Annotated in this window: 21 protein-coding genes; 2 read left to right on the forward strand and 19 right to left on the reverse strand. The window is 35.0% G+C overall.

Going from position 1 to position 23,287, the window contains the following annotated elements; genetic code table 11:
- Positions 1-173 precede the first annotated feature (173 nt).
- The 4 genes from ABZP37_RS01540 to ABZP37_RS01555 are packed head-to-tail and all read right to left on the reverse strand — an operon-like array spanning position 174 to position 3,091.
- A complete protein-coding gene (locus ABZP37_RS01540; RefSeq protein WP_366185033.1) occupies positions 174-980 on the reverse strand; it encodes an energy transducer TonB in 807 nt (268 codons plus the stop codon).
- Between the two features lie 34 nt (positions 981-1,014).
- Positions 1,015-1,575 carry a biopolymer transporter ExbD gene (locus ABZP37_RS01545; protein WP_366185035.1) on the reverse strand — a complete coding sequence of 187 codons (561 nt, stop codon included), beginning with the start codon at positions 1,573-1,575 and terminating at the stop codon, positions 1,015-1,017.
- Positions 1,576-1,593: 18 nt separating this feature from the next.
- Positions 1,594-2,220, reverse strand: a complete 627-nt coding sequence (locus ABZP37_RS01550; protein WP_366185036.1) for a biopolymer transporter ExbD — start codon at positions 2,218-2,220, stop codon at positions 1,594-1,596.
- 43 nt (positions 2,221-2,263) lie between these two features.
- Positions 2,264-3,091 carry a MotA/TolQ/ExbB proton channel family protein gene (locus ABZP37_RS01555; protein WP_366185038.1) on the reverse strand — a complete coding sequence of 276 codons (828 nt, stop codon included), beginning with the start codon at positions 3,089-3,091 and terminating at the stop codon, positions 2,264-2,266.
- Between the two features lie 372 nt (positions 3,092-3,463).
- Here ABZP37_RS01555 and ABZP37_RS01560 point away from each other — a divergent pair, with 372 nt between their 5' ends.
- Positions 3,464-4,996, forward strand: coding sequence for a helicase HerA-like domain-containing protein (locus ABZP37_RS01560; protein ID WP_366185039.1), 1,533 nt, complete (start codon positions 3,464-3,466; stop codon positions 4,994-4,996).
- Positions 4,997-5,074: 78 nt separating this feature from the next.
- Here the strand turns inward: ABZP37_RS01560 and ABZP37_RS01565 are convergent, their stop codons facing one another.
- The 13 genes from ABZP37_RS01565 to ABZP37_RS01625 form a co-directional block, all read right to left on the reverse strand.
- Positions 5,075-6,412, reverse strand: coding sequence for an NAD(P)/FAD-dependent oxidoreductase (locus ABZP37_RS01565; protein ID WP_366187455.1), 1,338 nt, complete (start codon positions 6,410-6,412; stop codon positions 5,075-5,077).
- A 141-nt stretch (positions 6,413-6,553) separates the two neighbouring features.
- Entirely contained in the window at positions 6,554-6,970 is a 417-nt protein-coding gene (locus tag ABZP37_RS01570) for a glycine zipper family protein (protein ID WP_366185041.1), read from the reverse strand.
- 105 nt (positions 6,971-7,075) lie between these two features.
- Complete coding sequence (gene kynU, locus ABZP37_RS01575) at positions 7,076-8,350, reverse strand: kynureninase (RefSeq protein WP_366185043.1); 1,275 nt, start codon at positions 8,348-8,350, stop codon at positions 7,076-7,078.
- A gap of 321 nt (positions 8,351-8,671) precedes the next feature.
- Positions 8,672-9,721, reverse strand: a complete 1,050-nt coding sequence (queA, locus tag ABZP37_RS01580) for a tRNA preQ1(34) S-adenosylmethionine ribosyltransferase-isomerase QueA (RefSeq protein ID WP_366185045.1) — start codon at positions 9,719-9,721, stop codon at positions 8,672-8,674.
- A 180-nt stretch (positions 9,722-9,901) separates the two neighbouring features.
- Positions 9,902-11,125 carry a 3-phosphoshikimate 1-carboxyvinyltransferase gene (gene aroA / locus ABZP37_RS01585; protein ID WP_366185047.1) on the reverse strand — a complete coding sequence of 408 codons (1,224 nt, stop codon included), beginning with the start codon at positions 11,123-11,125 and terminating at the stop codon, positions 9,902-9,904.
- Between the two features lie 118 nt (positions 11,126-11,243).
- Positions 11,244-11,570, reverse strand: a complete 327-nt coding sequence (locus ABZP37_RS01590) for a nucleotide pyrophosphohydrolase (protein WP_366185049.1) — start codon at positions 11,568-11,570, stop codon at positions 11,244-11,246.
- Between the two features lies 1 nt (position 11,571).
- Entirely contained in the window at positions 11,572-12,024 is a 453-nt protein-coding gene (gene dtd, locus ABZP37_RS01595; RefSeq protein ID WP_366185051.1) for a D-aminoacyl-tRNA deacylase, read from the reverse strand.
- Positions 12,024-13,001 carry a ribosome small subunit-dependent GTPase A gene (gene rsgA / locus ABZP37_RS01600; RefSeq protein ID WP_366185052.1) on the reverse strand — a complete coding sequence of 326 codons (978 nt, stop codon included), beginning with the start codon at positions 12,999-13,001 and terminating at the stop codon, positions 12,024-12,026. The genes dtd and rsgA overlap by 1 nt, the downstream gene beginning before the upstream one ends.
- A 172-nt stretch (positions 13,002-13,173) precedes the next feature.
- Entirely contained in the window at positions 13,174-14,253 is a 1,080-nt protein-coding gene (locus ABZP37_RS01605) for a bifunctional 3-deoxy-7-phosphoheptulonate synthase/chorismate mutase type II (protein WP_366185054.1), read from the reverse strand.
- A gap of 89 nt (positions 14,254-14,342) precedes the next feature.
- Entirely contained in the window at positions 14,343-15,194 is an 852-nt protein-coding gene (locus tag ABZP37_RS01610; RefSeq protein WP_366185056.1) for a prephenate dehydrogenase, read from the reverse strand.
- Between the two features lie 192 nt (positions 15,195-15,386).
- On the reverse strand, positions 15,387-16,532 hold the full coding sequence (locus tag ABZP37_RS01615; RefSeq protein ID WP_366185058.1) for an aminotransferase class I/II-fold pyridoxal phosphate-dependent enzyme: 1,146 nt from the start codon (positions 16,530-16,532) through the stop codon (positions 15,387-15,389).
- A gap of 57 nt (positions 16,533-16,589) precedes the next feature.
- A complete protein-coding gene (locus ABZP37_RS01620) occupies positions 16,590-17,420 on the reverse strand; it encodes a prephenate dehydratase (RefSeq protein WP_366185060.1) in 831 nt (276 codons plus the stop codon).
- A 331-nt stretch (positions 17,421-17,751) separates the two neighbouring features.
- The gene (locus ABZP37_RS01625) at positions 17,752-20,160 is read right to left on the reverse strand and encodes a glycoside hydrolase family 2 TIM barrel-domain containing protein (protein ID WP_366185062.1); all 2,409 of its coding nucleotides are present in this window, start codon (positions 20,158-20,160) and stop codon (positions 17,752-17,754) included.
- Positions 20,161-20,520: 360 nt separating this feature from the next.
- Here ABZP37_RS01625 and gldA point away from each other — a divergent pair, with 360 nt between their 5' ends.
- The gene (gene gldA / locus ABZP37_RS01630; RefSeq protein WP_366185064.1) at positions 20,521-21,417 is read left to right on the forward strand and encodes a gliding motility-associated ABC transporter ATP-binding subunit GldA; all 897 of its coding nucleotides are present in this window, start codon (positions 20,521-20,523) and stop codon (positions 21,415-21,417) included.
- Between the two features lie 84 nt (positions 21,418-21,501).
- Here the strand turns inward: gldA and ABZP37_RS01635 are convergent, their stop codons facing one another.
- Both ABZP37_RS01635 and metF read right to left on the reverse strand, forming a co-directional pair.
- Positions 21,502-22,131: a hypothetical protein gene (locus ABZP37_RS01635; protein WP_366185066.1), complete on the reverse strand. Its 630-nt coding sequence runs from the start codon at positions 22,129-22,131 to the stop codon at positions 21,502-21,504.
- 164 nt (positions 22,132-22,295) lie between these two features.
- The gene (gene metF / locus ABZP37_RS01640) at positions 22,296-23,249 is read right to left on the reverse strand and encodes a methylenetetrahydrofolate reductase [NAD(P)H] (RefSeq protein ID WP_366185067.1); all 954 of its coding nucleotides are present in this window, start codon (positions 23,247-23,249) and stop codon (positions 22,296-22,298) included.
- Between the last annotated feature and the right edge of the window lie 38 nt (positions 23,250-23,287).

Genomic DNA, 23,287 nt, shown 5'->3' on the forward strand with positions numbered 1-23,287 from the left:
TAACACTCCAAAAGCTATTCTATAATTCATACTCATATCAATTGGGAAATTCTTCATAAATATAATAAATAATCCCAAAATAAAATAGAGCATAAAAAACAAAACACCTATAAAAAGAAGAAATCGCTCTTTGAGCGATTTCTTCTGAAAATTTCTATGAATTTTATCCAACATCACTCCGCTGTTTGAATAGTAATTGGTAAGGAGTAAAGTACCCTTACTGGTTTACCATTTTGAACTCCAGGATTCCATCTTGGGCATTTAGTCAAAACTCTAATTGCTTCTTTTCCTGTTCCAAAACCAATATCTCTCAATACTTTGATATCAGTTAACGAACCATCTTTTTCCACTACAAAAGTAACATAGACCTTCCCTTTAAGCCCTTCTTCTTCAGGTGCTCTGTAGTTTTTACCTACATAAGAATAAAACTTTTCCATACCACCCGGAAATTCAGGTTTAACCTCAATACCTGCAGTGTTATAAATTTGATTATCCTCTTCAACCACTTGACTAACTTTAGGTCCAGTTCCGACAGGAGCAACACTTAAGACAGCATCTGGATCTCCTTTTATTGTTTGGTTTCCAATTTTCTTCTCCTTAATTTCCACAATCTTAGGTGGCTCTTCAGTCACCTCTTCAGCTTTTGCCACAACTGGCTTAACAAACTTCACTTGATCCACTTGCGGTGGTGGCGGTGGTGGTGGTGGAACGAACTTTTTCACCTCTTCCTTCTTAGGTTTAGGAGGTAATTTAATAGCAACGATCTTTGTATCTAATGCTATATCGTCGTTTGATTTCTCAGGCAACATACTCAAGATAAGCGGCGTGCTTACAGCTAAAGCAAACAATATAGAACCAATAATAAGAGATCTTACTGTGGTTTTACCATTTTCTTTTCTTAAAACATAAGCCCCGTAACTTTTATTTCGTCCTTCGAAAACAATTTCCAACCAATTGTTTTTTAATATATCTAATTTCATTTTTCTTAATTATTAGGTTATTAAGAGAACAAGATTACTCTTGTTTTCCTTCTAACAATTTTGTTTCCTCAGGCGAAAAATCATTAACGATTGTATAGGTAGGAACGCTAGAAATAGCCATTTCATCTAAAATATCAATTACATTTTTGTAATTAGATTTTTTACTAGGTTTAATAATTACAATCATCCCTTGATCAGGCTTTCCCTTTGCAGTTGAATACGCTAGGACTTCTTTCTTTCTTTTTAGTAATTCTTTACGAATTCCATCTTTTCCATAAGCTATATCCGTAGGTCCTGCAATAGGATTATTCAATAATCCCATATAAAAAACCAATTTATCATCAGCTCCCATCATTACGGTCATAGTACGATTTTCATCAACTTTCATATCGACATTATCGTCTTTTGGATCTTTATCTGGCAACCCCAAACTCATCGATTGAGGTTTTGACAACGTGGTAGTCAACATAAAGAATGTGATTAGCAAGAAAGCCAAATCTACCATAGCAGTTAAATCTACTTTTGAGTTTTGTTTTTTACTTCTTACCTTACCACCTTTACCGCCTCCACCGTCGCCGGTATTTAATTCAGCCATTTTAGTGTGTTTTTTTAATTAAAAATCTTTACCTCTTAAACCAGTAACTAAACTAAAGCTATTGATTTTTTGATCTTGTAGCATATCCATTACTTTTCTGATAATTGGATACTGCTCTTTAGCATCACCTTTAATTGCGATTTGTAATTCTTGTTTACTACCAATAGCATTATTAAATTCATTATTCGCTATACGAGCATTATAAACCCATTCTTTCAATTGATTATTCAAAGAATCCATAGGAATACCAGGTTGACCTGCTTTACCTCTCTCAGATGATGTCATGTTAATAATTTGTTTCAAGTTTAGTATTGGAACTCCAAAACCATCCATTAAAGCAAATTTAGCTTTTTCATCTTCAGAAAACTCCACTTCATACTTTTCTCCCATTAGCTCTAAAGTTCTCACGCGAACTTCTCTACCTTTCAAATCAAAAAATACTTTTTTATTCCCACCAATTGTCAAAGTAGCCAAGTCAGTGTCAGGTAATTTTGTTTGAACAGTCGAAGCTGGAGTATCAACAGGCAAAGCCTCAGGAACTTTAGCAGTGGCAGTCAAAATAAAGAATGTAAGCAAAAGGAATGCAACATCACACATGGCAGTCATGTCGATTGATGTTGATTTTTTTGACATTTTTTTAGCCATAATTTCTTTTAGTTTGTTTAATGTATTACTACATCAAAAATTATTATTGTTTTAAGCTTCCTCTAAAGTGTCTGTAGGTATTTACAATTGTAGTACCTGCCTCATCAATAGAGTAAGTTAAATCATCAATTTTAGAAGTAAAGAAATTATAAGAGATAATTGCTAAAACAGAAGTAGAGATACCTGTTGCAGTATTAATAAGTGCTTCAGAAATACCATTTGCAAGAGCGGCTTGGTCAGGAGTACCAGCAGAAGCCAAAGCTCCAAACGCTTTAATCATCCCTGTTACTGTTCCTAATAAACCAGCTAATGTTCCTAAAGATACTAATGAAGAGATGATAGTCATATTTTTCTCCAACATTGGCATTTCAAGAGAGGTAGCCTCTTCGATTTCTTTGTGAATGGTTTCAGCAGCTTCTTCACTGTTGAATCCTTCTTTTTTCACATCTTGATATTTAACTAACGCAGATTTAATAGCATTTGCTACTGAACCTTGTTGTTTGTCACAGCTAGCGATAGCATCATCAATATTTCCAGATTTGATACTTACTTGAACAGCATCCATAAATTTATCTAAATTTCCTTTTCCAGCAGCTTTAGAGATAACAAAATATCTTTCAAAAGAGAAAACAATTGTCATTAACAATAGCCCCATCAAAACTGGTACAATTGGACCTCCTTTATAAACCATTGCCAAGTAATTACCTGGAATTGGATGACCAGTATTAACTCCACCTTCAAAATTCGCTCCATTACCCATAATAAAGTTCCAAATTAACCATCCAACAAACACACATGCTACAATGATAATTCCTGAAACCATTCCTCCACCTTTTGAAGAGCTTTCCTTTTTAACTTTAACGTTTGCCATTTTTTTTAAATTTTAATGTTTTAAATAATTTATTTTAGTTGTAATTAACTTGTCGTGAAGCAAATTTATATGTTTCGTTCTAATAAAAAAATTTTTTTTTCTTTAAATCTATTTTTTCAACCCTAAAAAAAAAAGTATTTATTTTTTTTTTCCTTATTTTTGCCATTATTCTCATATTCATGATAAAAAAACAAGACATACCACGCATATTTATTGATTTTTTAGAATATTCCATAAAAAATACTTGCCTTATTTTTTAACCCTAAATTTTTATTATTATCAATAAAAAAGAGGAAAAATTGCAGTAAACACTAAAATTAACTATTTTTAGGAACCATAAAGCCAAGGTTAAAACAACATTAAATTAAAGTTATGAATAAAAAAGAGAGTTTCTCAAATCACATTAATGAAGGATATTTTTGCAAAGGAGACAGCATTATCATAGGAGGAGCGATCCTCGACAATGAGCCTATAGCAGACACACACGTTAAAATTCCTTTAAAAACTTTAAATCGACATGGCTTAATTGCAGGGGCAACGGGGACTGGTAAAACAAAAACAATCCAAGTACTCTCCGAACAATTATCTGAAGCAGGAATTCCAGTCCTAATGATGGACATCAAAGGCGATTTTAGTGGTATAGCAAAAGAAGGTGAGGAGAAAAGCTTCATTACTGAGAGACATGCTAAAATTAACCTACCTTATACCATCTCAAAATTTCCAGTTGAGTTACTCACTCTTTCTGAACAAAACGGCGTTAGACTTCGTGCTACTATCTCCGAATTTGGGCCCGTATTATTTTCTAGAATATTAGACTTAAACGATACCCAATCAGGAGTAATCTCAATAATTTTTAAATATTGTGATGACAATAAAATGCCTCTACTTGATTTAAAGGATATTAAAAAAGTCATCAACTACATCACCGAAGAAGGAAAAGATGAAATCAGCAAATTGTATGGCAAAATTTCCACCTCAACTACCGGAACCATATTAAGAAAAATCATCGAACTCGAACAGCAAGGTGCCGATCGCTTTTTTGGAGAAATGTCTTTTGACATAGATGATTTAATGAGAATTGATGAGAATGGAAAAGGTTACATTAATATCATCCGATTAACAGACATTCAAGATAAACCCAAATTATTCTCAACATTCATGTTAAGCTTAATGGCTGAGATATATCAACAAATGCCAGAGCAAGGCGACACAGGACGTCCTGAATTGATCATCTTTATTGATGAAGCGCATCTTATTTTTAAAGAAGCAAGCAAAGCATTATTAGAGCAAATAGAAACAATTGTAAAACTAATTCGCTCAAAAGGAATTGGCGTTTACTTTATCACTCAAAATCCGATGGATGTTCCAAGTGGTATACTCGCGCAACTCGGATTAAAAATACAACATGCTTTGCGAGCTTTTACAGCAAACGACAGGAAATCAATCAAACAAACCGCAGACAACTACCCTAGCTCTGAATATTACAATACAAGCGAAGTTTTGACAAGCCTTGGAATCGGAGAAGCCCTTGTTACGGCTCTTAATGAAAAAGGAATTCCAACCCCACTAGTCGCAACCATGCTACGAGCACCTATGAGTAGAATGGATGTTTTGACAGAAACTGAGATCCAAGAAATTAACAATAAATCTAAATTGGTGAAAAAATACAGCGAACTTATTGATAGAGAAAGTGCTTATGAAATGCTGAATAAAAAAATCACAGCCATCGAAAAAGAAGAGAGTATAATTACTCAAAGAAAGGCCGAAGTTGACAGTCAGAAAAAGGAAACCTCTAGAAAATCTAGTACAACTGAGGCAGTTGGAAAATCCGTTTTAAAAGTATTAACAAGCGCCACTTTTATCAGGGGGTTTTTCGGTATCCTTTCTAAAGTTTTAAAAAAATAAATTTATTTAAAAACAAAGAAAACCCAATCTTTCATAAATAATGAGATTGGGTTTTATACTACTTTTAATTGATACCGTTTATTCCAACAAATCTAATATCTTAGATTCTATTAATTCACTATCCCAGCAATTCTCGATATCTTTTATACTTAAGATTTGTTTCATTATTTCGTCTTGTTTATCTCCAATTGCTAATGCCTCTGAATAAGGCCTATCGCTAAAAGTAACCCTACTATACAGTGGAACCCATTTATCAGGATATTTATCTGAGAATTTTTTTTCGATTTTTTTTTGTAAAAGAAATTTTTCATCTGCTGTTTTTGTCCCCATCTCTATAAAATTACGATAGGACAGTTCAGCTATTGCATCAGCATCTGGCTTTCTAACATTTTGATATTCTGAAAATATTTTCCCCCAGTTATCCCCATATTCCTCCATAATTTCAAACAAAACAGAAATATCTTCAAAACCAGCATTCATACCTTGTCCATAAAAAGGCACAATTGCATGACAAGCATCACCTATCAAGGCTACTTTATCTTCATAAGTCCAAGGGAAACATTTCATTGTCACCAATGTACTAGTTGGGTTTTTAAAAAAATCCTCTGCTAGCTTAGGTATTACATCTATAGAATCTGGAAAATTAGCTGTAAAAAATACCTCAACATCTTCTTTACTTTTTAAAAGATCAAAAGAATTCTCACCTTCAAAAGGCATAAACAATGTGCAGGTAAAACTACCATCCAAATTAGGTAAAGCGATTAACATATAATCTCCTCGAGGCCAAATATGAAATGATTTACTATCTAATTTATGAGAGCCATCAACGTTTGCAGGTATATTTAACTCTTTATATCCTAAATTTAAAAACTCCTGTGAATAATTAAACATACTCTGACGTTGCATGCGATGACGAATTCTTGAAAAAGCACCATCAGCTCCAAAAACCATATCGTATTGCAACTCGTCCCAAAGTCCTCTTTCTGTTTCTCCAACATGCAAAGTGGCTTCTTTCAAAGTTACATCCCAAATTTTTTGTTCAAAGAAAAACTCAGCACCTGCCTCTTCAGCAAGGTCAATCATCTTTCTATTTAAAATCCCTCTTGAAATAGAGTAAATAGCTTCTCCCTCTTGTCCGTAATTTTGAAAATTAAGTTTTCCTACCAGGTGAATTGCCCTTTTATCCATTGGCAAGGCTATTTCTCTAACAGCATCCCCAATACCTACTGCATCCAATGCTTTCCAACCGCGATTAGACATCGCAAGATTAATGGATCGTCCCGAGAACTCTATTTGCCTAATATCAGGGCTCCTATCATAGATATGCACAGAATGACCTGCTTTTCTTAAATATATAGCCAATAGTGAACCGACTAATCCTGAACCTACAATGGCTATTTTTTTAGGAGTTTGCATTAATTTTTTGTAAAAGTTATCCAAAATTACTAATTTAATTTTTAAACCTAAAAGAAAGCGTAAGATATTGACAATTACAAATTGCAACACTTACGCCTTTATATATAAAATATTAAAAAAACAGATTAGAAATATAATCTTTTATTTTTTACTTCCGTCGATTATAGCTCCAGTACCAGCTCCTATACCAGCTCCTGCTAATCCACCAATAATAGCACCTTCCCCTTTTTTCTTACTAATAATCGCACCCGTAGCAGCTCCAACACCCGCACCAATCACTGCTCCTTTAGCTGTAGAACTCCAACCTTTTTTTTGAGTGGTAGTTTGTGTAGGCGAGGAAGTTGTTGTTGAATGAGTAACAATAACTTCTCTTTCAGGCTTTTGATTTGCCATTTCAATTTTCATAGAATCAATTACTCTTTGTTTTTCCATAACTACTTTCATGGAATCCACCGTTTGTTGGGACACCTCTTCAGCGCTAGTCTCTCCCATACTATTCGTTTGTTGCTTACAAGATAAAAACACTAACGACATTGCAAATACATATATGATCTTCATGATTACTTATTTTAAAGTTAATGTACAAAGTAACGATATTAGTCTATCTTAATTGTTATATAATATTACGAATAAATTATATAATTTACATTGAAGAATAAAAAACTATTTCAACATTCCCTTCTTTAATATCTGACCAAAATTAAAAACATCTTCATAAGAAGTATAAAACGGAACGGGCGCAAGACGGATTACATTCGGTTCACGCCAGTCTATAATCACTCCTTGTTTCATAAGGTATCCAAACAAATTTTTTCCTTCGCCGTGCACCAAAACAGAAAGTTGACAACCTCTTTCCGATGAATTTGATGGAGTAATAATTTCAAAACTACTTGTAACCTCATTGTCTATTTCTGTGAGTATAAATTCCAAGTATGCAGTTAACCTCTTTCTTTTTTCAATAAGAACTTGCATCCCTACTTCATCAAACATCTCTACTGATGCTAAATAAGGTGCTAATGAAAGTACTGGAAGATTACTTATTTGCCAACCATCAACTCCTTCAACAGGATCAAATTCAGATTCCATTTTAAAACGTTTTTCTTTATTGTGTCCCCACCACCCAGCAAAACGTGGCAAATCTTTATTGGAATGATGTTTTTCATGTACAAAACAACCTGCGGCATTTCCAGGTCCTGAATTCATATATTTATAACTACACCAAGCGGCAAAATCTACCTCCCAATCATGAAGTTCTAATTTAACGTTCCCAGCAGCATGTGCCAAATCCCAGCCTACTTTAGCACCTACTTGGTGTCCAGCAGCAGTGATAGATCTGATATCAAAAACTTGACCTGTGTAATAGTTAACCCCTCCGATAAGTACTAAGGCTACTTCCTCTCCTACTTCATTAATTTTAGCAATTACATCTTCGGTTCGAATGTTATGTTCACCATCACGTCGTTTTATCTCAACTATAGCATCTTCTGGATTATACCCATGAAAACGAACTTGACTTTGAAACATGTATTGATCTGACGGGAAGGCTTTTTCCTCACAAATGATTTTAAAACGCGTTTTAGTGGGACGGTAAAAAGAAACCATTAATAAATGAAGGTTGACCGTTAGTGTATTCATCACTGTAACTTCGGATGGTAAACTGCCTACAATTTTACTTAAAGGTTCAGCAAAACGTTCTTGATAATCCCACCATGGTTTTTGTGCAAAAAAATGACCTTCGACACCTAATTCAGCCCAATCATTCATGATTTCATCAACATACGACTTTGTACGCTTGGGCTGTAATCCTAAAGAATTCCCCGTAAAATAAATTACATTTTTGCCATTAACTTTCGGAAAAATAAATTCGCCTTTATATTTTTGAAGAACATCCTGATCGTCTAACTGTCTTGCAAAGTCTTTTGTGTTTTCAAAAATCATGAGGGTTCCTTTTTTACCTAAATATAAGGAAAAACAACCGCAGCTCATGACTAATCCTAATATAATTCCATTTAAAATAATTTTTAACATTCTTTCCTTTATCACGTTATGGACTCCGTTCTGCGTTAGGGATGAAAATGGAAAGCTTTATGGTGTCATAACTTAGTAATACCGCAAGGAGGAAGCGACCAACGGAAGCTCCCGGACTGCGAGTATTTCTTGTTAAACACCATAAACTTGAAATGTACAGCCCGTATAACGCCCATAAAAAAATCTCGCCATTGCTGACGAGATTTAGTGAATTAACCTTTATGTTTTAGACTAGATGATTAACATCGCATCTCCATAAGAGTAAAATTTATATCCTTCTTTGATTGCTTCATCATACGCTAAACGCATTAAATCGTGTCCGCAGAATGCTGAAACCATCATTAATAATGTTGATTTTGGAGTATGGAAATTTGTAATCATACAAGTTGCCAAACTAAATTCGTGTGGAGGAAAAACAAACTTGTTCGTCCAACCTTCAAAGGGATTTAATGTCGCTTGAGAGGAAACTGAACTTTCAATAGCGCGCATTGAAGTAGTCCCTACTGCGCAAATACGTTTCTTTTTAACTTTAGCATTATTTACAATATCACAAGCTTCTTGAGTAATTTTTAATTCCTCAGAATCCATTTTGTGTTTTGATAAATCTTCTACCTCAACTGGATTAAAAGTACCTAAACCAACGTGTAATGTCACTTCGGCAAAATTCACCCCTTTGATTTCTAATTTCTTTAATAAATGCTTAGAAAAGTGTAAACCTGCAGTTGGAGCCGCAACGGAACCTTCCTCTTTTGCATAAATCGTTTGGTAACGTTCCGCATCTTCTGGAGTTACGTCTCTGCTAATGTATTTAGGAATTGGAGTCTCTCCAAGTTCTGTCAATTTATTTCTGAATTCTTCGTAAGAACCATCGTAAAGGAAACGTAAGGTTCTACCACGAGAAGTGGTGTTGTCAATAACTTCAGCAACTAATGAATCATCATCACCAAAATATAATTTATTACCAATACGGATTTTACGTGCTGGATCAACCAAAACATCCCAAAGGCGTTGTTCTGCATTTAATTCACGAAGTAAGAATACTTCAATTCTTGCACCTGTTTTTTCTTTATTCCCGTATAAACGAGCAGGAAAAACTTTGGTATTATTTAGGATCATTACATCACCATCATCAAAATAATCGATAACATCTTTGAACATCTTGTGTTCTATGGTTTGCTTTTTACGATCAATAACCATTAAACGAGCTTCGTCTCTATTTTCTGACGGGAATTCAGCTAGAAGTTCTTTAGGTAAATCAAATTGGAAATGTGATAATTTCATTTTAAAAAGTTATGAGTTATGAATTATAATTTACAAGTTTTGATCCTTAGTATTATAATCGTGTGCAAATATACAATCGTGAGATAGGCGTTGTCAAGTGTTTTGGTGTTTATTTTTGTTAAAAGACAGTTAATCAAAAGTAACCGTCTATAAATCGTAACAAAACCAACACTTATTACTTTAAACTTCGGTCTCGTTGAATCCTAATTTTTTCATATCTTCCCAAAAATCAGGGTAAGATTTAGAAACTACTTCGGCATTTTCGATAATAATAGGTACTTTCAAGGCTAAAGGCGCAAAAGCCATTGCCATACGGTGGTCATTATAAGTCGCTATTTTTACATTATGATTGATTTCTGAAGAAGCAACCAATGTCAAAGTTTCGTTGGTCACTGAAATATTGGCACCTAATTTTGTCAACTCAATTCGCAACGCTTCTAAACGGTCTGTTTCTTTAATTTTTAAAGTGTGAAGTCCTGTTAAATGGCAGCCTATTCCTAAACCTAAACAGGTTACTACAATTGTTTGTGCAATATCTGGTGTATTGTTAAGGTCCAAGTTTAAAGTCTCAAGTTTAAAGTTAGGTACTTTAGTCAAGATTAACGCATTGTTTTCAAAATGAGATTTCACGCCCATTTGCTTATAAATTTCGACCAAAGCCGAATCTCCTTGTAAACTATTTTCTTTATAACTAGAAATTGTAATCGAAGCTGTTTCTGCCAAAGCTACTAAACTAAAGAAGTAAGAAGCCGAACTCCAATCTGATTCTACAACCATTTCTTTGGAAGCTACTTCGGTAACTGGATATACTCTAATAGTATTTCCTTCAAAACTTGTTTTTATATCTAGATCATTTAGCAAAGCCAAAGTCATTTTGATATAAGGCACAGAAGTAATCTCGCCCACTAGGTTCAATTCTATTCCGTTCTCCAATTTTGAAGCCACTAATGACAAAGCAGAAATATACTGGCTGCTTACATTGGCAGGAATATCTACCTTTGAAGCGGTAATTTTTTGTCCTTTGATTCGAATAGGTGGATAACCTTCTTCTTTTTCATAAGTAATTACTGCTCCCAATTGTTTCAAAGCATCGACCAAAACCTTGATTGGTCTTTCTTGCATACGCTGAGAACCCGTCAAAACTACTTCACGACCTTCGTTTACAGCAAAAAAAGCAGTCAAAAATCGCATTGCGGTTCCTGCATGGTGGATATCAACAATTTCATCGTTTCCTTTTAAGGCTTTTTCCATTACTTCGCTATCATCAGAGTTTGAAGTATTGGATAATGTAATATTTGGAAACAAAGCTTTCAACAATAACAGACGATTGGTTTCACTTTTTGACCCCGTTACAGCGATAGTTGCCTGTAAATTGGAATGTGTAGTTTGTAACAGTAAATTCATTTTTGTAAATATGAGTTATGAATAATGAGTTATGAATGCGTAATTATGAACTCAAAATTTAGGCGCAATTTACTATTCCTTTGTTAAAATTCATAATTTATAATTCACAACTACTAACTTATTTTAGTTTGTCATTGTTCTTGTGACGGTCTTTGTCTCGGATGGATTTTAAATCCATTTTTTTATCAAATGCAGATTGTAAATCAATTCCTGTTTGATTGGCTAAACATAAAACTACAAATACTACATCGGCCAATTCTTCGCCTAAGTCTTTGTTTTTATCACTTTCTTTTTCTGATTGTTCCCCGTAACGACGGGCTATGATGCGGGCTACTTCACCAACTTCTTCGGTAAGTTGTGCCATATTGGTCAATTCGTTAAAGTAACGAACACCGTGTTCTTTTATCCAAGTATCAACATCTAATTGTGCGTTTTTTAAGTCCATTTTATTCTCTATTTTTTGAATCAATAACTATAGTAACCGGTCCATCATTAACCAATGCCACTTTCATATCAGCACCAAAAACACCCGTTTGGATTTTTTTCCCTAATTCTATTTCCATTTTTCGAACAAAATTCTCGTATAATGGAATAGCAATCTCGGGTTTTGAAGCTTTAATGTACGAAGGACGGTTTCCTTTTTTGGTGGCTGCATGCAAAGTGAACTGACTCACAACAATCATTTCGCCACCAACGTCTTGAATGGAGCAATTCATGACTTCATTTCCGTCCTCAAAAATACGGATTTTGGCAATTTTATTCACTAACCAATCAATGTCTTCTTGGGTATCGGCATCTTCAATTCCGATTAAAACTAATAAGCCTTTTTCGATAGAGGCTATTACTTTAGTATTAACGGTAACGGAGGCTGATGAAACTCTTTGCAGAACAACCTTCATTACGCTCTTCCTTTATCACTATTTTGACGCTCTTCATCATAAATATCAGTACGATATTGCTCTTCATCCCCTTCTAAAATCTTAAGATAACTATTGTACCTTGACCACGCGATTTCATCCTTCTCCAATGCGTCTTTTACAGCACATTTTGGCTCGTCTTTGTGCAAACAATTATTAAACTTACATTGGTCTTTTAATTTAAAAAATTCAGGGAAATAACCGCCAATTTCAGCTGGCTCCATATCAACCATTCCAAATCCTTTGATTCCTGGTGTGTCAATAATACTGGCGCCAAATGACAAATCATACATCTCTGCAAATGTGGTTGTATGTTGCCCTTGTTTACTAGCGTCTGATATCGTTTTGGTTTTCAAATGTAAGGAAGGTTCCATAGCATTCACCAAAGTTGATTTCCCCACACCTGAATGTCCTGAAAACATACTCACTTTGCCAATCATCATTTCTTGTAGGACTTCGACACCTTTCATTTCGGTAGACGAAACTCTCAAGCATTTGTATCCAATTTCCTGATATACATGTTGCATATACAATTGTTCATCAAGTGTAGCCTCGTCAAAAGTATCAATCTTATTAAAAACTAAAATAGTTTCGATTCCATAAGCTTCGGCAGTGACTAGAAAACGATCTATAAAATTAAAAGTCGTAGGAGGATTATTTATGGTAATCAATAAAAAAACACGGTCAATATTGGATGCAATAATATGCATCTGGTGGGATAAGTTAACCGATTTACGCACAATGTAGTTCTTCCTATCGTGAATATGGTGTATCACTCCAGTAACCTGCGCGTTGTTTTCTTCTATCTCAAAGTCCACATGGTCGCCCACAGCTATAGGATTGGTACTTTTAATTCCCTTCATCCTAAACTTTCCCTTTATTCTACATTCTACAAACTGGCCTTGGTCCGATTTCACATTGTACCAGCTCCCTGTTGATTTATAAACGATTCCTGTCATGGTACAAAGATAAAATATTGTTTATGGTTTATCCCGAACTGTCGGGATAAATGTTTAAAATTTTTAACTAATTGATGAAATAAAAAAAGCCCCAAAGCAAAACGCCTTGGGACCTTATTAGTATTATCGAGATTTAGAATAACGAAATCCCTAACCCTTAATAATGAGTCAACTATCCGTTGATTACTTTTTCTTGGTGTTCGATACTTTCTTGGTGAATTGCTTTGAACAATTTCACAGTGAATTCATCTGACAAACCATTTTTAGCACCTGCTGCAATTACTTTCTCTTGGATTTCATTCCAACGAGTATTTTGCAAAACAGCTACGTTATTATCTTTTTTTACTTGACCAATTTCTTGAGCCACAACCATACGTTTTCCAATCAACTCCAAAAGGTTTTGATCTAATATATCAATATTAGCTCTCAATTTTGTCATTTTGTTTTCAAAATTACTATCACCACTCACTTTTCTCACTTTCAAATCTTTGAAGATTTGTTTCAAAACAGTAGGAGTAACTTGTTGTGCAGCATCAGACCAAGCGTTATCTGGATCGATATGCGTTTCAATGATCATACCATCATAGTTCAAGTCCAAAGCTTCTTGAGTAACTTCAAGAATCATTTCACGGTTTCCAGTGATATGAGATGGGTCAATGATTAATGGTAAATCAGGGAATTTATTTTGCAATTCGATAGCAATCTGCCATTCTGGAATGTTTCTGTATTTTGTTTTTTGGTAAGTAGAAAAACCTCTATGGATAACTCCTAGGTTTTTGATACCTGCCATATACAAACGCTCTACACCACCTAACCATAAAGCCATATCTGGATTTACTGGGTTTTTGATCAAAACGATTTTATCAGTACCTTTCAAAGTGTCAGCAATTTCTTGAACTGCAAAAGGGTTTGCAGTTGTACGAGCACCAACCCATAAAACATCAATATCATGCTCCAAAGCCAATTTACAGTGTGCAGCTGTAGCAACCTCAGTTCCCATCAACAATCCTGTTTCAGCTTTAGCTTTTTGTAACCATTTCAATCCAATTTCACCAACACCTTCAAATCCTCCTGGACGAGTTCTTGGTTTCCAGATACCTGCTCTAAAAACACTTACATCAGAATCTTTCAATTCATGAGCAATTTTCAATACTTGCTCTTCAGTCTCCGCACTACATGGTCCAGCGATTACAAACGGATGATCCAATTTGAATGCTTCTAACCAATTTCTCATTTCTTTACTATTCTCCATCTTTACTAGTTTTTATCTTTTTTAATTAATTATCTGGTTTCTATACTCTATTATCTTTATTCTTTTCTCTTGCTTCTTTTTTCTTTAACCTATTTCTTCAATCCGTTAAGGATTGTTTTTATTTTATTCACACTTTGCATTTCGTCATAAATCCCATCGTAATCTTCCTTTTCCAACAACTCTTTAAACTGCGTCAAATTCGAAATATACTCTTCCAAGGTTTCAATTACCTGATCTTTATTCTGTTTAAAAATTGGCGTCCACATTGCTGGCGAACTTTTTGCCAATCTTACTGTGCTTTCAAAACCAGAACCCGCCATATCAAAAATATCTTGCTCGTGTTTTTCTTTCTCCATGACCGTTTTTCCGAGCATAAACGAACTAATATGCGACAAATGCGAAACATAAGCTATGTGTTTATCATGTGACTTTGGCTCCATATACCGAATGCGCATTCCAATTGCTCTAAACAAATCCAACGCTTTCTCTTGTAACTTAAACGTTGTTTTCTCAACCTCACAAATAATATTTGTCTTGCCCTCAAACAAACCTTTAATAGCTGCCGATGGCCCCGAAAACTCTGTACCCGCAATTGGGTGAGCTGCAATAAAATTACGTCTCTTAGGATGATCTGCAACTGCTTTACAAATCGGATTCTTGGTCGAACCTACATCAAAAACAATCGTTTCGTCACCTGCAAAATCCAATACTTGCGGTAAAACCACCATTGCTACATCTACAGGAACAGATACAATCACAAAATCAGCATCAGCAACCTCTTCCAATTTTGCAGCTTGGTCAATTACCCCCAATTTCAACGCTTCGGCAACGTGAGCTTCATTCGTATCCACGCCATAAACCGTCGCCTCTGGGTACAATCCTTTGATGTCCAAAACCATCGAACCACCAATCAATCCTATTCCAACTACATATACTTTCATTATTCTTTTTATTTGTAGCTAATCCTGCTATCCGCTATATCTTTTTCTAGCAAAAAAAGCTAGAAAAAGGATGCCGCTTCTATCAGGGCTAGGGCATTTCGTTTATTAACCAATTTACTTTCAAATAAGTTCAATATTTTCACCCAAACCAATAAATCTAAAATCGTTAATCGTTAATCAACAATCTAAAATCTAAAACCTTTCTATCGCTTCTCGTATTTTCTCTTCTTTCACACACAATGCAAATCGAATATATCCTTCTCCATTACTACCAAAAATAGTTCCTGGTGTGATAAAAATATATTTTTCATGCAAAATCTGATCGATAAACGCTTCCGAAGAGCTGATTCCTTCTGGCAATTTTGCCCAAACAAACAATCCAACGCCTTCTTTATACACTTTACAATTTAGCTTTTCGGCCAATTGTTCTGTCAATACTCTTCTTTTGGCATAAATAGCGTTCATGGAATCAAACCAACTCTTGTTACTATTCAAGGCTGCAATTGCCCCTTTCTGAATTCCAAAAAACATTCCGCTATCCATATTACTTTTCACTTTCAAAACAGCGTCAATGCAAGCTGCATTTCCTAATACCATTCCTACTCGCCATCCTGCCATATTGAAAGTTTTACTCAAGGAATTCAATTCCATCGCTACTTCTTTCGCACCTTCTACTTGCAGCAAACTCATTGGTTTATCATTCAAAACAAAACTATACGGATTATCATTAACCAATAATATGTTGTGTTTTTTAGCAAAAGCAATCAATTTTTCAAATAACGCTACGCTTCCTCTTGCACCCGTAGGCATGTGAGGATACCCAATCCACATTATTTTTACTTTCGATAAATCCAATTGTTCCAAAGCTTCAAAATCAGGCTCCCAATTAGTCGCTTCTTTCAAATCGTAATACACTGGAACCGCACCTACCAAATTCGTCACCGACGTATAAGTTGGATATCCTGGATTCGGAATCAATACATGATCTCCTTCGTTCAAAAACGCTAGCGAAATATGCATAATTCCTTCCTTAGACCCCATCAAAGGCAAAATCTCGGTCATCGGATTCAAGACCACGCCATAATTATTTTGGTAAAAATCAGCGATACTTGAACGTAACTCTGGTAACCCTTGATAACTTTGGTACTGATGCGCATTTTCATCCTTCATCCCTTCAATCACCGCATCAATCACGTCTTGCGACGGACTTAAATCAGGACTTCCAATTCCCATATTGATAATTGGATTCCCTTCAGCAGCTAATTGCCTTACCTCTCTCAATTTTGAGGAGAAGTAATATTCTTCAACTGTATTTAACCTATTGGCTAGTGTAATCATATTATTACATATTACTCTTTTCAGAGTTGATTTCATTTATACTTTCAGTCTAAGGACTTATAATGGCTTCGTATTCTTATATTCTCCCAAAATCTTGAAATATTCTGCCATGATTGCAATCAATGACTTCGCTTTGGCAAAATCAGCATAATTTTCAAACGTCACATCCACAAAAAACGAATATTTCCACGGTGTTTCTATTTTTGGCAAAGATTGAATTTTGGTCAAATTGATCTTACAATCACTCATTACATTCAGTACTGCTGCCAAACTTCCTCTTTTGTGATCCAACTCAAATTTAATCGAAGCACGATTGATTTCATTTTGAGGCACAAACAAATTCTCTTTATTGATAATAACAAAACGTGTCATGTTATTTTTTATCGTTTGAATCTCTGGAGCTAAAATCTCCAAACCATACATTTCCGAAGCTACTCTACTTCCTATCGCTGCAATTCCAGTCAATTGTTTGGCTTGAATTCTGCGAGCTGTTTCAGCGGTATCTTTATCCTCAACAATTTTTATGTGTGGATAGGTTTTCAAAAACTCCATACACTGCAACAATGCCATCGGGTGTGAATATACTTCTAGAATATCTTCTATCTTCTGACCTGGCAAAGCCATCAAATTTTGATGAATATTCAAATAATGTTCACCAATAATATGCAAATTATTCTTGTCTATCAAAGCATAATTCGGAATAATTGGCCCTGCAATAGAATTCTCAATTGCCATCACCGCCTGAGTTGATTTACCCGAAAGTAAACTATCCACCAATTCCTCAAAAGACAAACATTCGTCTATACCAACATTTTGACTATAATACTCCTTCACCACCTGATGATGGAAAGAACCTTTTATCCCTTGTATTGCAATTTTTGCCTCCATAAACTCAAAAAAAAATCCTGATTTTCATCAGGATTGTATATTATTTTTATTTGTTTTTTTTTAATCTTTCAAATAACCATAGCACAACCCTACTTCCCGTTAAAGAAGAAATAAGTATTGCTAAAATAAAATCGGTTATTAGACATGCTGCATGCTTTGTTATTATTTTCAGTTGCAAATGTAAAACTTATTTTAAAATCATACAAAAAAAAATGAAATATTTTAAAAAATAAATGAAAATTAATTTTTTAAAATATTTCATTTGGTAAATAATTAGATATTTCCCTTATAATTCAACTGTTAAAAATCACAATTTTATATAATTCAAACCTCATTTAACTACAACATTTGTTGAAGTCGTCGCTATTCCTTCTCCTGAAACTACTAAACTCATTTGTCCTGCACTATTTCCTGCTTTCATAATACAAAGTACTTTACCTTGATGTGTTTTCTTAGTTTCAATTAATCGAAAGCTATCCAAACATTGTATATCACCATTTGACAAACCCAAAATTAGTCCTTGTCCATTAAGTTTAAACTTCAATTCTTTATCATCACTTACCACGCGATTGCCTTTGCTATCGACCAAATCAATTTCAACCTGAACGACTCCCCCAGTTGTTACTTCTTTTTTATCTACTGTCAAAATGCTGCGAACAGGTTTTCCAGTAGTCTTAATCACTGACTCGCATACTGCTTTACCATTAATAATTCCGACTGCTTTTAACGTACCTTCTTGGTAATTGACCTTACGCCATTTCATAATCCAATTCGGAATATCTGCTAGTTTTTGATTTCCAATTTTTATATTATTCAAATACAAATCCACAGATTCGCAATTGGTGTAGGTTACCAAATCTACTACTTTTCCTTTTTCCAAATTCCAATTTTCATCCATTGGTGGCGATGACCAACGTCCGGAGGTAGAAAAATCATCTGCATCCCCTTTATAAATGGCAACATACACCATTGGTTTTTCTGACCAAAAAGCTTCGTATAAATAGGAAATGCTTTTTCTGAATCCTGCCATATCTAAAATCCCACTTGTGGAACCCAAACTAGGTAATTTCTTAGATTCTCCCAAATAATCTATTCCTGCCCAAAGAAACAATCCCATATTATTGTTGTTATCCAAAACATCTAGCCAAGGAGAACGCTCAATATTGGCAAATCTTTTTTCGAGTTCAGAGTTGAAATAGATGTAACTTTCTGTGCTCACAAAAGGTTTCCCTGGTTTTTTATCGTGAATTAGTTTGCACCATTGTTCTCCGTAATTGAGTGCTATTAAGTCCATAAACTGACCCGTTTCTATAATATCATTTACTTTTTCGTTCACGGGTTTGTCTTTTCCTCTTTCCATTCCTGAAATCACGGGACGTGTTGGATCTAATGTGCGAATAAAAGCACCATAATTTTTCATACCATTATTTTCATCATCTTCTCCTGGAGAATGATTTTCATTTCCTACACTCCAAATTATAACGGAAGGATGATTACGATCTCGGCGAATGGTTTCGCCATAGTTCTTTTTCCATTCTTCAAAAAAGAAAGGATCGGTATATGGATCGTCAAAAAATGGATTATTCGTTTTTTTATCTACGACCACACCATCGTCCCATTTATCGACAAATTCTTCCATAACTAAAAACCCTAATTCATCACATAAATCCAAAAAATCTACTGATGGCGGATTGTGTGCGGTTCTGATAGCATTACAGCCAATAGCTCTCAATTGTAATAAACGACGTTTCCAAACTTCGGTAGGCACTGCTGCACCTAGTACTCCTGCGTCATGATGCAAGCAAACCCCTTTCATTTTCATGTTTTTACCATTGATAAAAAAACCTTTGTCGGCATCGAATTTTAAATCTCTAATACCAAAACGGCTTTGGTATTGGTCAATTATAACACCATTTTCTTTTAATTGTGTTTTGGCGGTATATAATTGTGGTGTTTGCGGTGACCACAGTTTGGGTTGTGTTATTTTCAGGTTTTGGTTAACGACTCCTTTTCTATAATTCCCGATGGAATAACTGGCCGATGTTCTACCTACTTCTTTTTGATTGCTATCTAAAACTACCGTTTCTAAAACAAGATTTTTTGACGACGACATGTTCTCGATAGTCGTTTCTACAACTACGATTGCTTGAGTCGCACTTACTTCGGGAGTTGTGATATAGGTTCCCCAAGTTTCAATGTGAGCAGAATTAACAACTGTCAACCAAACATCACGATAAATCCCTGAACCAGAATACCAACGGCAATTGGGCTGAATGGAATTATCAACTTTCACAGAAATAGTATTTGACTTACCTGCATGCAACAACTCAGTAATATCAAAATAAAAACTTGTATAACCATCATGCTGTGCACCTACAGGATAACCATTCACCCAAATTTTGGAATCTTTATAAATGCCATCAAACTGAATTTCGATATGTTTGCCTTTGTAATCATTTGGGATTTCAAAAGTTTTTCGGTACCAAGCAATTCCTCCTGGCAAGAATGCATTCCGTCCTGTATTTTTATCACTAAAATCAAATTCCACACTCCAATCATGAGGCAAATTGATATTGTGCCAATCTTTGTCTTGGTATTTTTCGGCGGCGTATAAGATATTATTAGACAAACTGAATTTCCAGTCGGCATTAAAATTGATTCGGTTGCGAGTGTTTTGTGCCGAAGTTCCTTGAGCAAAAGTCAAGAAAAGTGACCAAAAGAGAATTTGGATTGTTTTCATTTTGGTTAATTATATTTTTTGTTGCTGTTTCATAATCAAATTCAAAAATTCAACTTTTAATTTGATTAGTTGTGTTTGAGCGTAAAAAAATTGTACTTACTAGTAATTTACGCCTATTTTATGAGATTTTATTTGTGTGCAGGGTTTGCGTGAGTGATAGCAGCGGCATCCTTTGTGGTTGCGAAAGCAAACCATAAAGATATAGCGAATAGCACGACAGCATGCCAAAAAAGGGCTTTTTAACTACAAACAGCGTTGCCCTTTTTTGGGATGGTGGCACGCCCAAATGATTGTTATAATTTGGAGTTGAAATACGAAACTCAATGATTTTCTGTTTACTTTTGCAACAAATTACATGTTATGTCACTAGCGATTACAAATATTTCTAAAAGTTACGGTGCGCAAAAAGCGTTGGATTGTATTTCTTTTTCGGTAAACAAAGGAGAGATTGTTGGTTTCCTTGGACCAAATGGCGCTGGAAAATCTACTTTGATGAAAATCTTGACGACTTACATTGCCGCCGATGAAGGTACAGCACTAGTAAATGGTCATGATATTGTTGCGAATGCCAAGGCAGTGCAATTGTCAATTGGGTATTTACCTGAGCACAATCCGTTGTATTTGGATTTGTATGTACGTGAATATTTGAATTTTAATGCTGATGTATATAAAGTAGCAAAATCTCGAATTGAAGAGGTGATTGTATTAACCGGTTTGAGTGCTGAAAGTCATAAAAAAATTGGTCAACTATCCAAAGGGTACCGTCAGCGTGTAGGTTTGGCTAATGCATTGTTGCATAATCCTGATGTTTTGATTTTGGACGAACCGACTACGGGACTCGACCCAAACCAATTGATGGAGATTCGTAACGTGATTAAAAATGTGGGAAAAGACAAAACAGTTTTTCTTTCTACGCACATTATGCAAGAGGTGGAAGCCATATGTGATCGCGTCATCATTATCAACAACGGAAAAATTGTTGCCGACAAAAAACTAGATCATCTTATCTCCGAAGAAAAAGAACAGGTTCTAGAAGTAGAATTTGATTATAAAATAGAAGAGCAAGTAATTGCTAAAATTGAAAACCTAGTTTCTTACAAAAACACCCACGACATGATTTGGGAACTCACTTTTAAAGCTGATAAAGACATGCGTCCGGCTGTTTTTGATTTTGCGACTGAGAATGGACTCAGAACACTACAACTCAATCAGAAAAACAAAAATCTGGAAGCAATTTTTAGGGAAATAACTAAATAGGTATTCTGTTTACATAAAAAAAAGCATCGTCTCATATGAGACGATGCTTTTTTTTATGCTCTAATTTAAAAAGTATACTTATGATTATTTATTTAATGGTGCTCCAACTGCAATTCCACATACATGTCCGTCTTTACCATGAGGAGGATTCATACCTTCAGGAGTTATCACCTCTGAAGTATTTGGTGTTAACAAAGCAGGCATAACTGGATTTACCGTTTCAGACTTTGAAACTGAAGTCGTAGTAGTTGCAGGTTTAGAATTTAATGGCGCTCCGTCTGCAATGTCACATCGATGTCCTGGTTCTCCATGTGGAGGATTCATTCCCTTTGGCGTTGGCACTCTTTTATTTTCTTCTTTCGAAATTACTGCTGTGTTTTGCAAACTTGTCTGTGCATTTATCGTAGACGTAACATTTTTTGCTGAACTATTCAAAGAAGCTCCCTCCGCTATATCACAACGATGATTTGGTTGTCCGTGTGGAGGATTAACCGCTAATAAGACTGAAGAAGCAGTTGTGGAATTCTTTTCTGGAAATAAATTTTGATTACCACCAACTGCAGTATTTTTCTGCAGTTGTATTTGCTCAGTTGCTACTCGTTGCGTAAACGGATTAACAACTTCAGATACAGGCTGATTAACTTCTGCTTCGTTATTTTTACAAGCAGTAAAACAAATTGAAGCTGCTAAAAATGTATAATAAAAATATTTCATCTCGAAAAGTAATTTTGTTACAACCAAATATAGTCTTTTAATAATAGACATACAAAGTATTGCTTTCCAAGATAATAGACAAAAAAAAAGTTGTAAAACAAAAAACCCAACAGTTTTTTAATTCTATTGGGCTTGATATTAGTTTTTAAGAATTTAATTATAAGCTAGAAAACTTGACTAGCGATATTATAGATATTATCAGATTTTCCCATCGAGTAATAATGTACGCAAGGTGCACCAAATTCAATTAACTCTTTCGATTGTTGCACGGCAAATTCTACTCCTATTTGACGAACTGCTGGATTGTCTTTGGCATTTTCGATATCACTTATCAAACTCTCTGGCATATCTAACCAAAAAACTTGTGGCAATAATTGCAAATGGCGTTTTACGGCTACCGGTTTGATTCCTGGAATAATCGGCACTGTAATACCTATAGCTCTAGCCGCTTCAACAAACTTGAAATAACGTTGGTTGTCAAAAAACATTTGCGTTACAACATAATCGGCTCCTGCATCTACTTTTTCTTTCAAGCGTTTCAAATCGGCTTCTAGGCTTGGTGCTTCGATATGTTTTTCAGGATAACCTGCTACACCAATACAAAAATCGGGTGCACTTTTCATCGGCATAGTATCATGCAAAAACTGACCCGCATTCATCGCTTTAATCTGTTTTACTAGTTCAGATGCATATGCATGACCTCCTTTTGCAGGTTCAAAATATTTCTCCCCTTTCATTGGATCTCCACGCAAAGCCACCAAGTTGTCAATATTCAAATAATGGCAATCTACCAATAAATATTCTGTTTCTTCCTTTGTAAACCCACCACACAATACGTGCGGAATAGCATCTACACCATATTTATGTTGAATAGAAGCGCAAATCCCAACCGTTCCCGGGCGCATACGTGTAATGCGACGATCAAACAAACCGTCTTTCTCGATGTAAACAAACTCTTCTCTCGAAGTTGTTACATCAATAAATGGTGGTTTGAATTCCATCAACGGATCTATATTTTCATATAAATCATTTATATTACTTCCTTTCTGGGGCGGTACAATTTCGAAGGAGAACAATGGTTTTCCTTTGGCGTTTTCTAAATGTTGTGTTACTTTCATTCTGAAATATAAGTTATAAATTATGAGTTATGAGTTGA

This window comes from Flavobacterium ovatum, from assembly GCF_040703125.1.
GTDB classification, from domain to species: domain Bacteria; phylum Bacteroidota; class Bacteroidia; order Flavobacteriales; family Flavobacteriaceae; genus Flavobacterium; species Flavobacterium ovatum.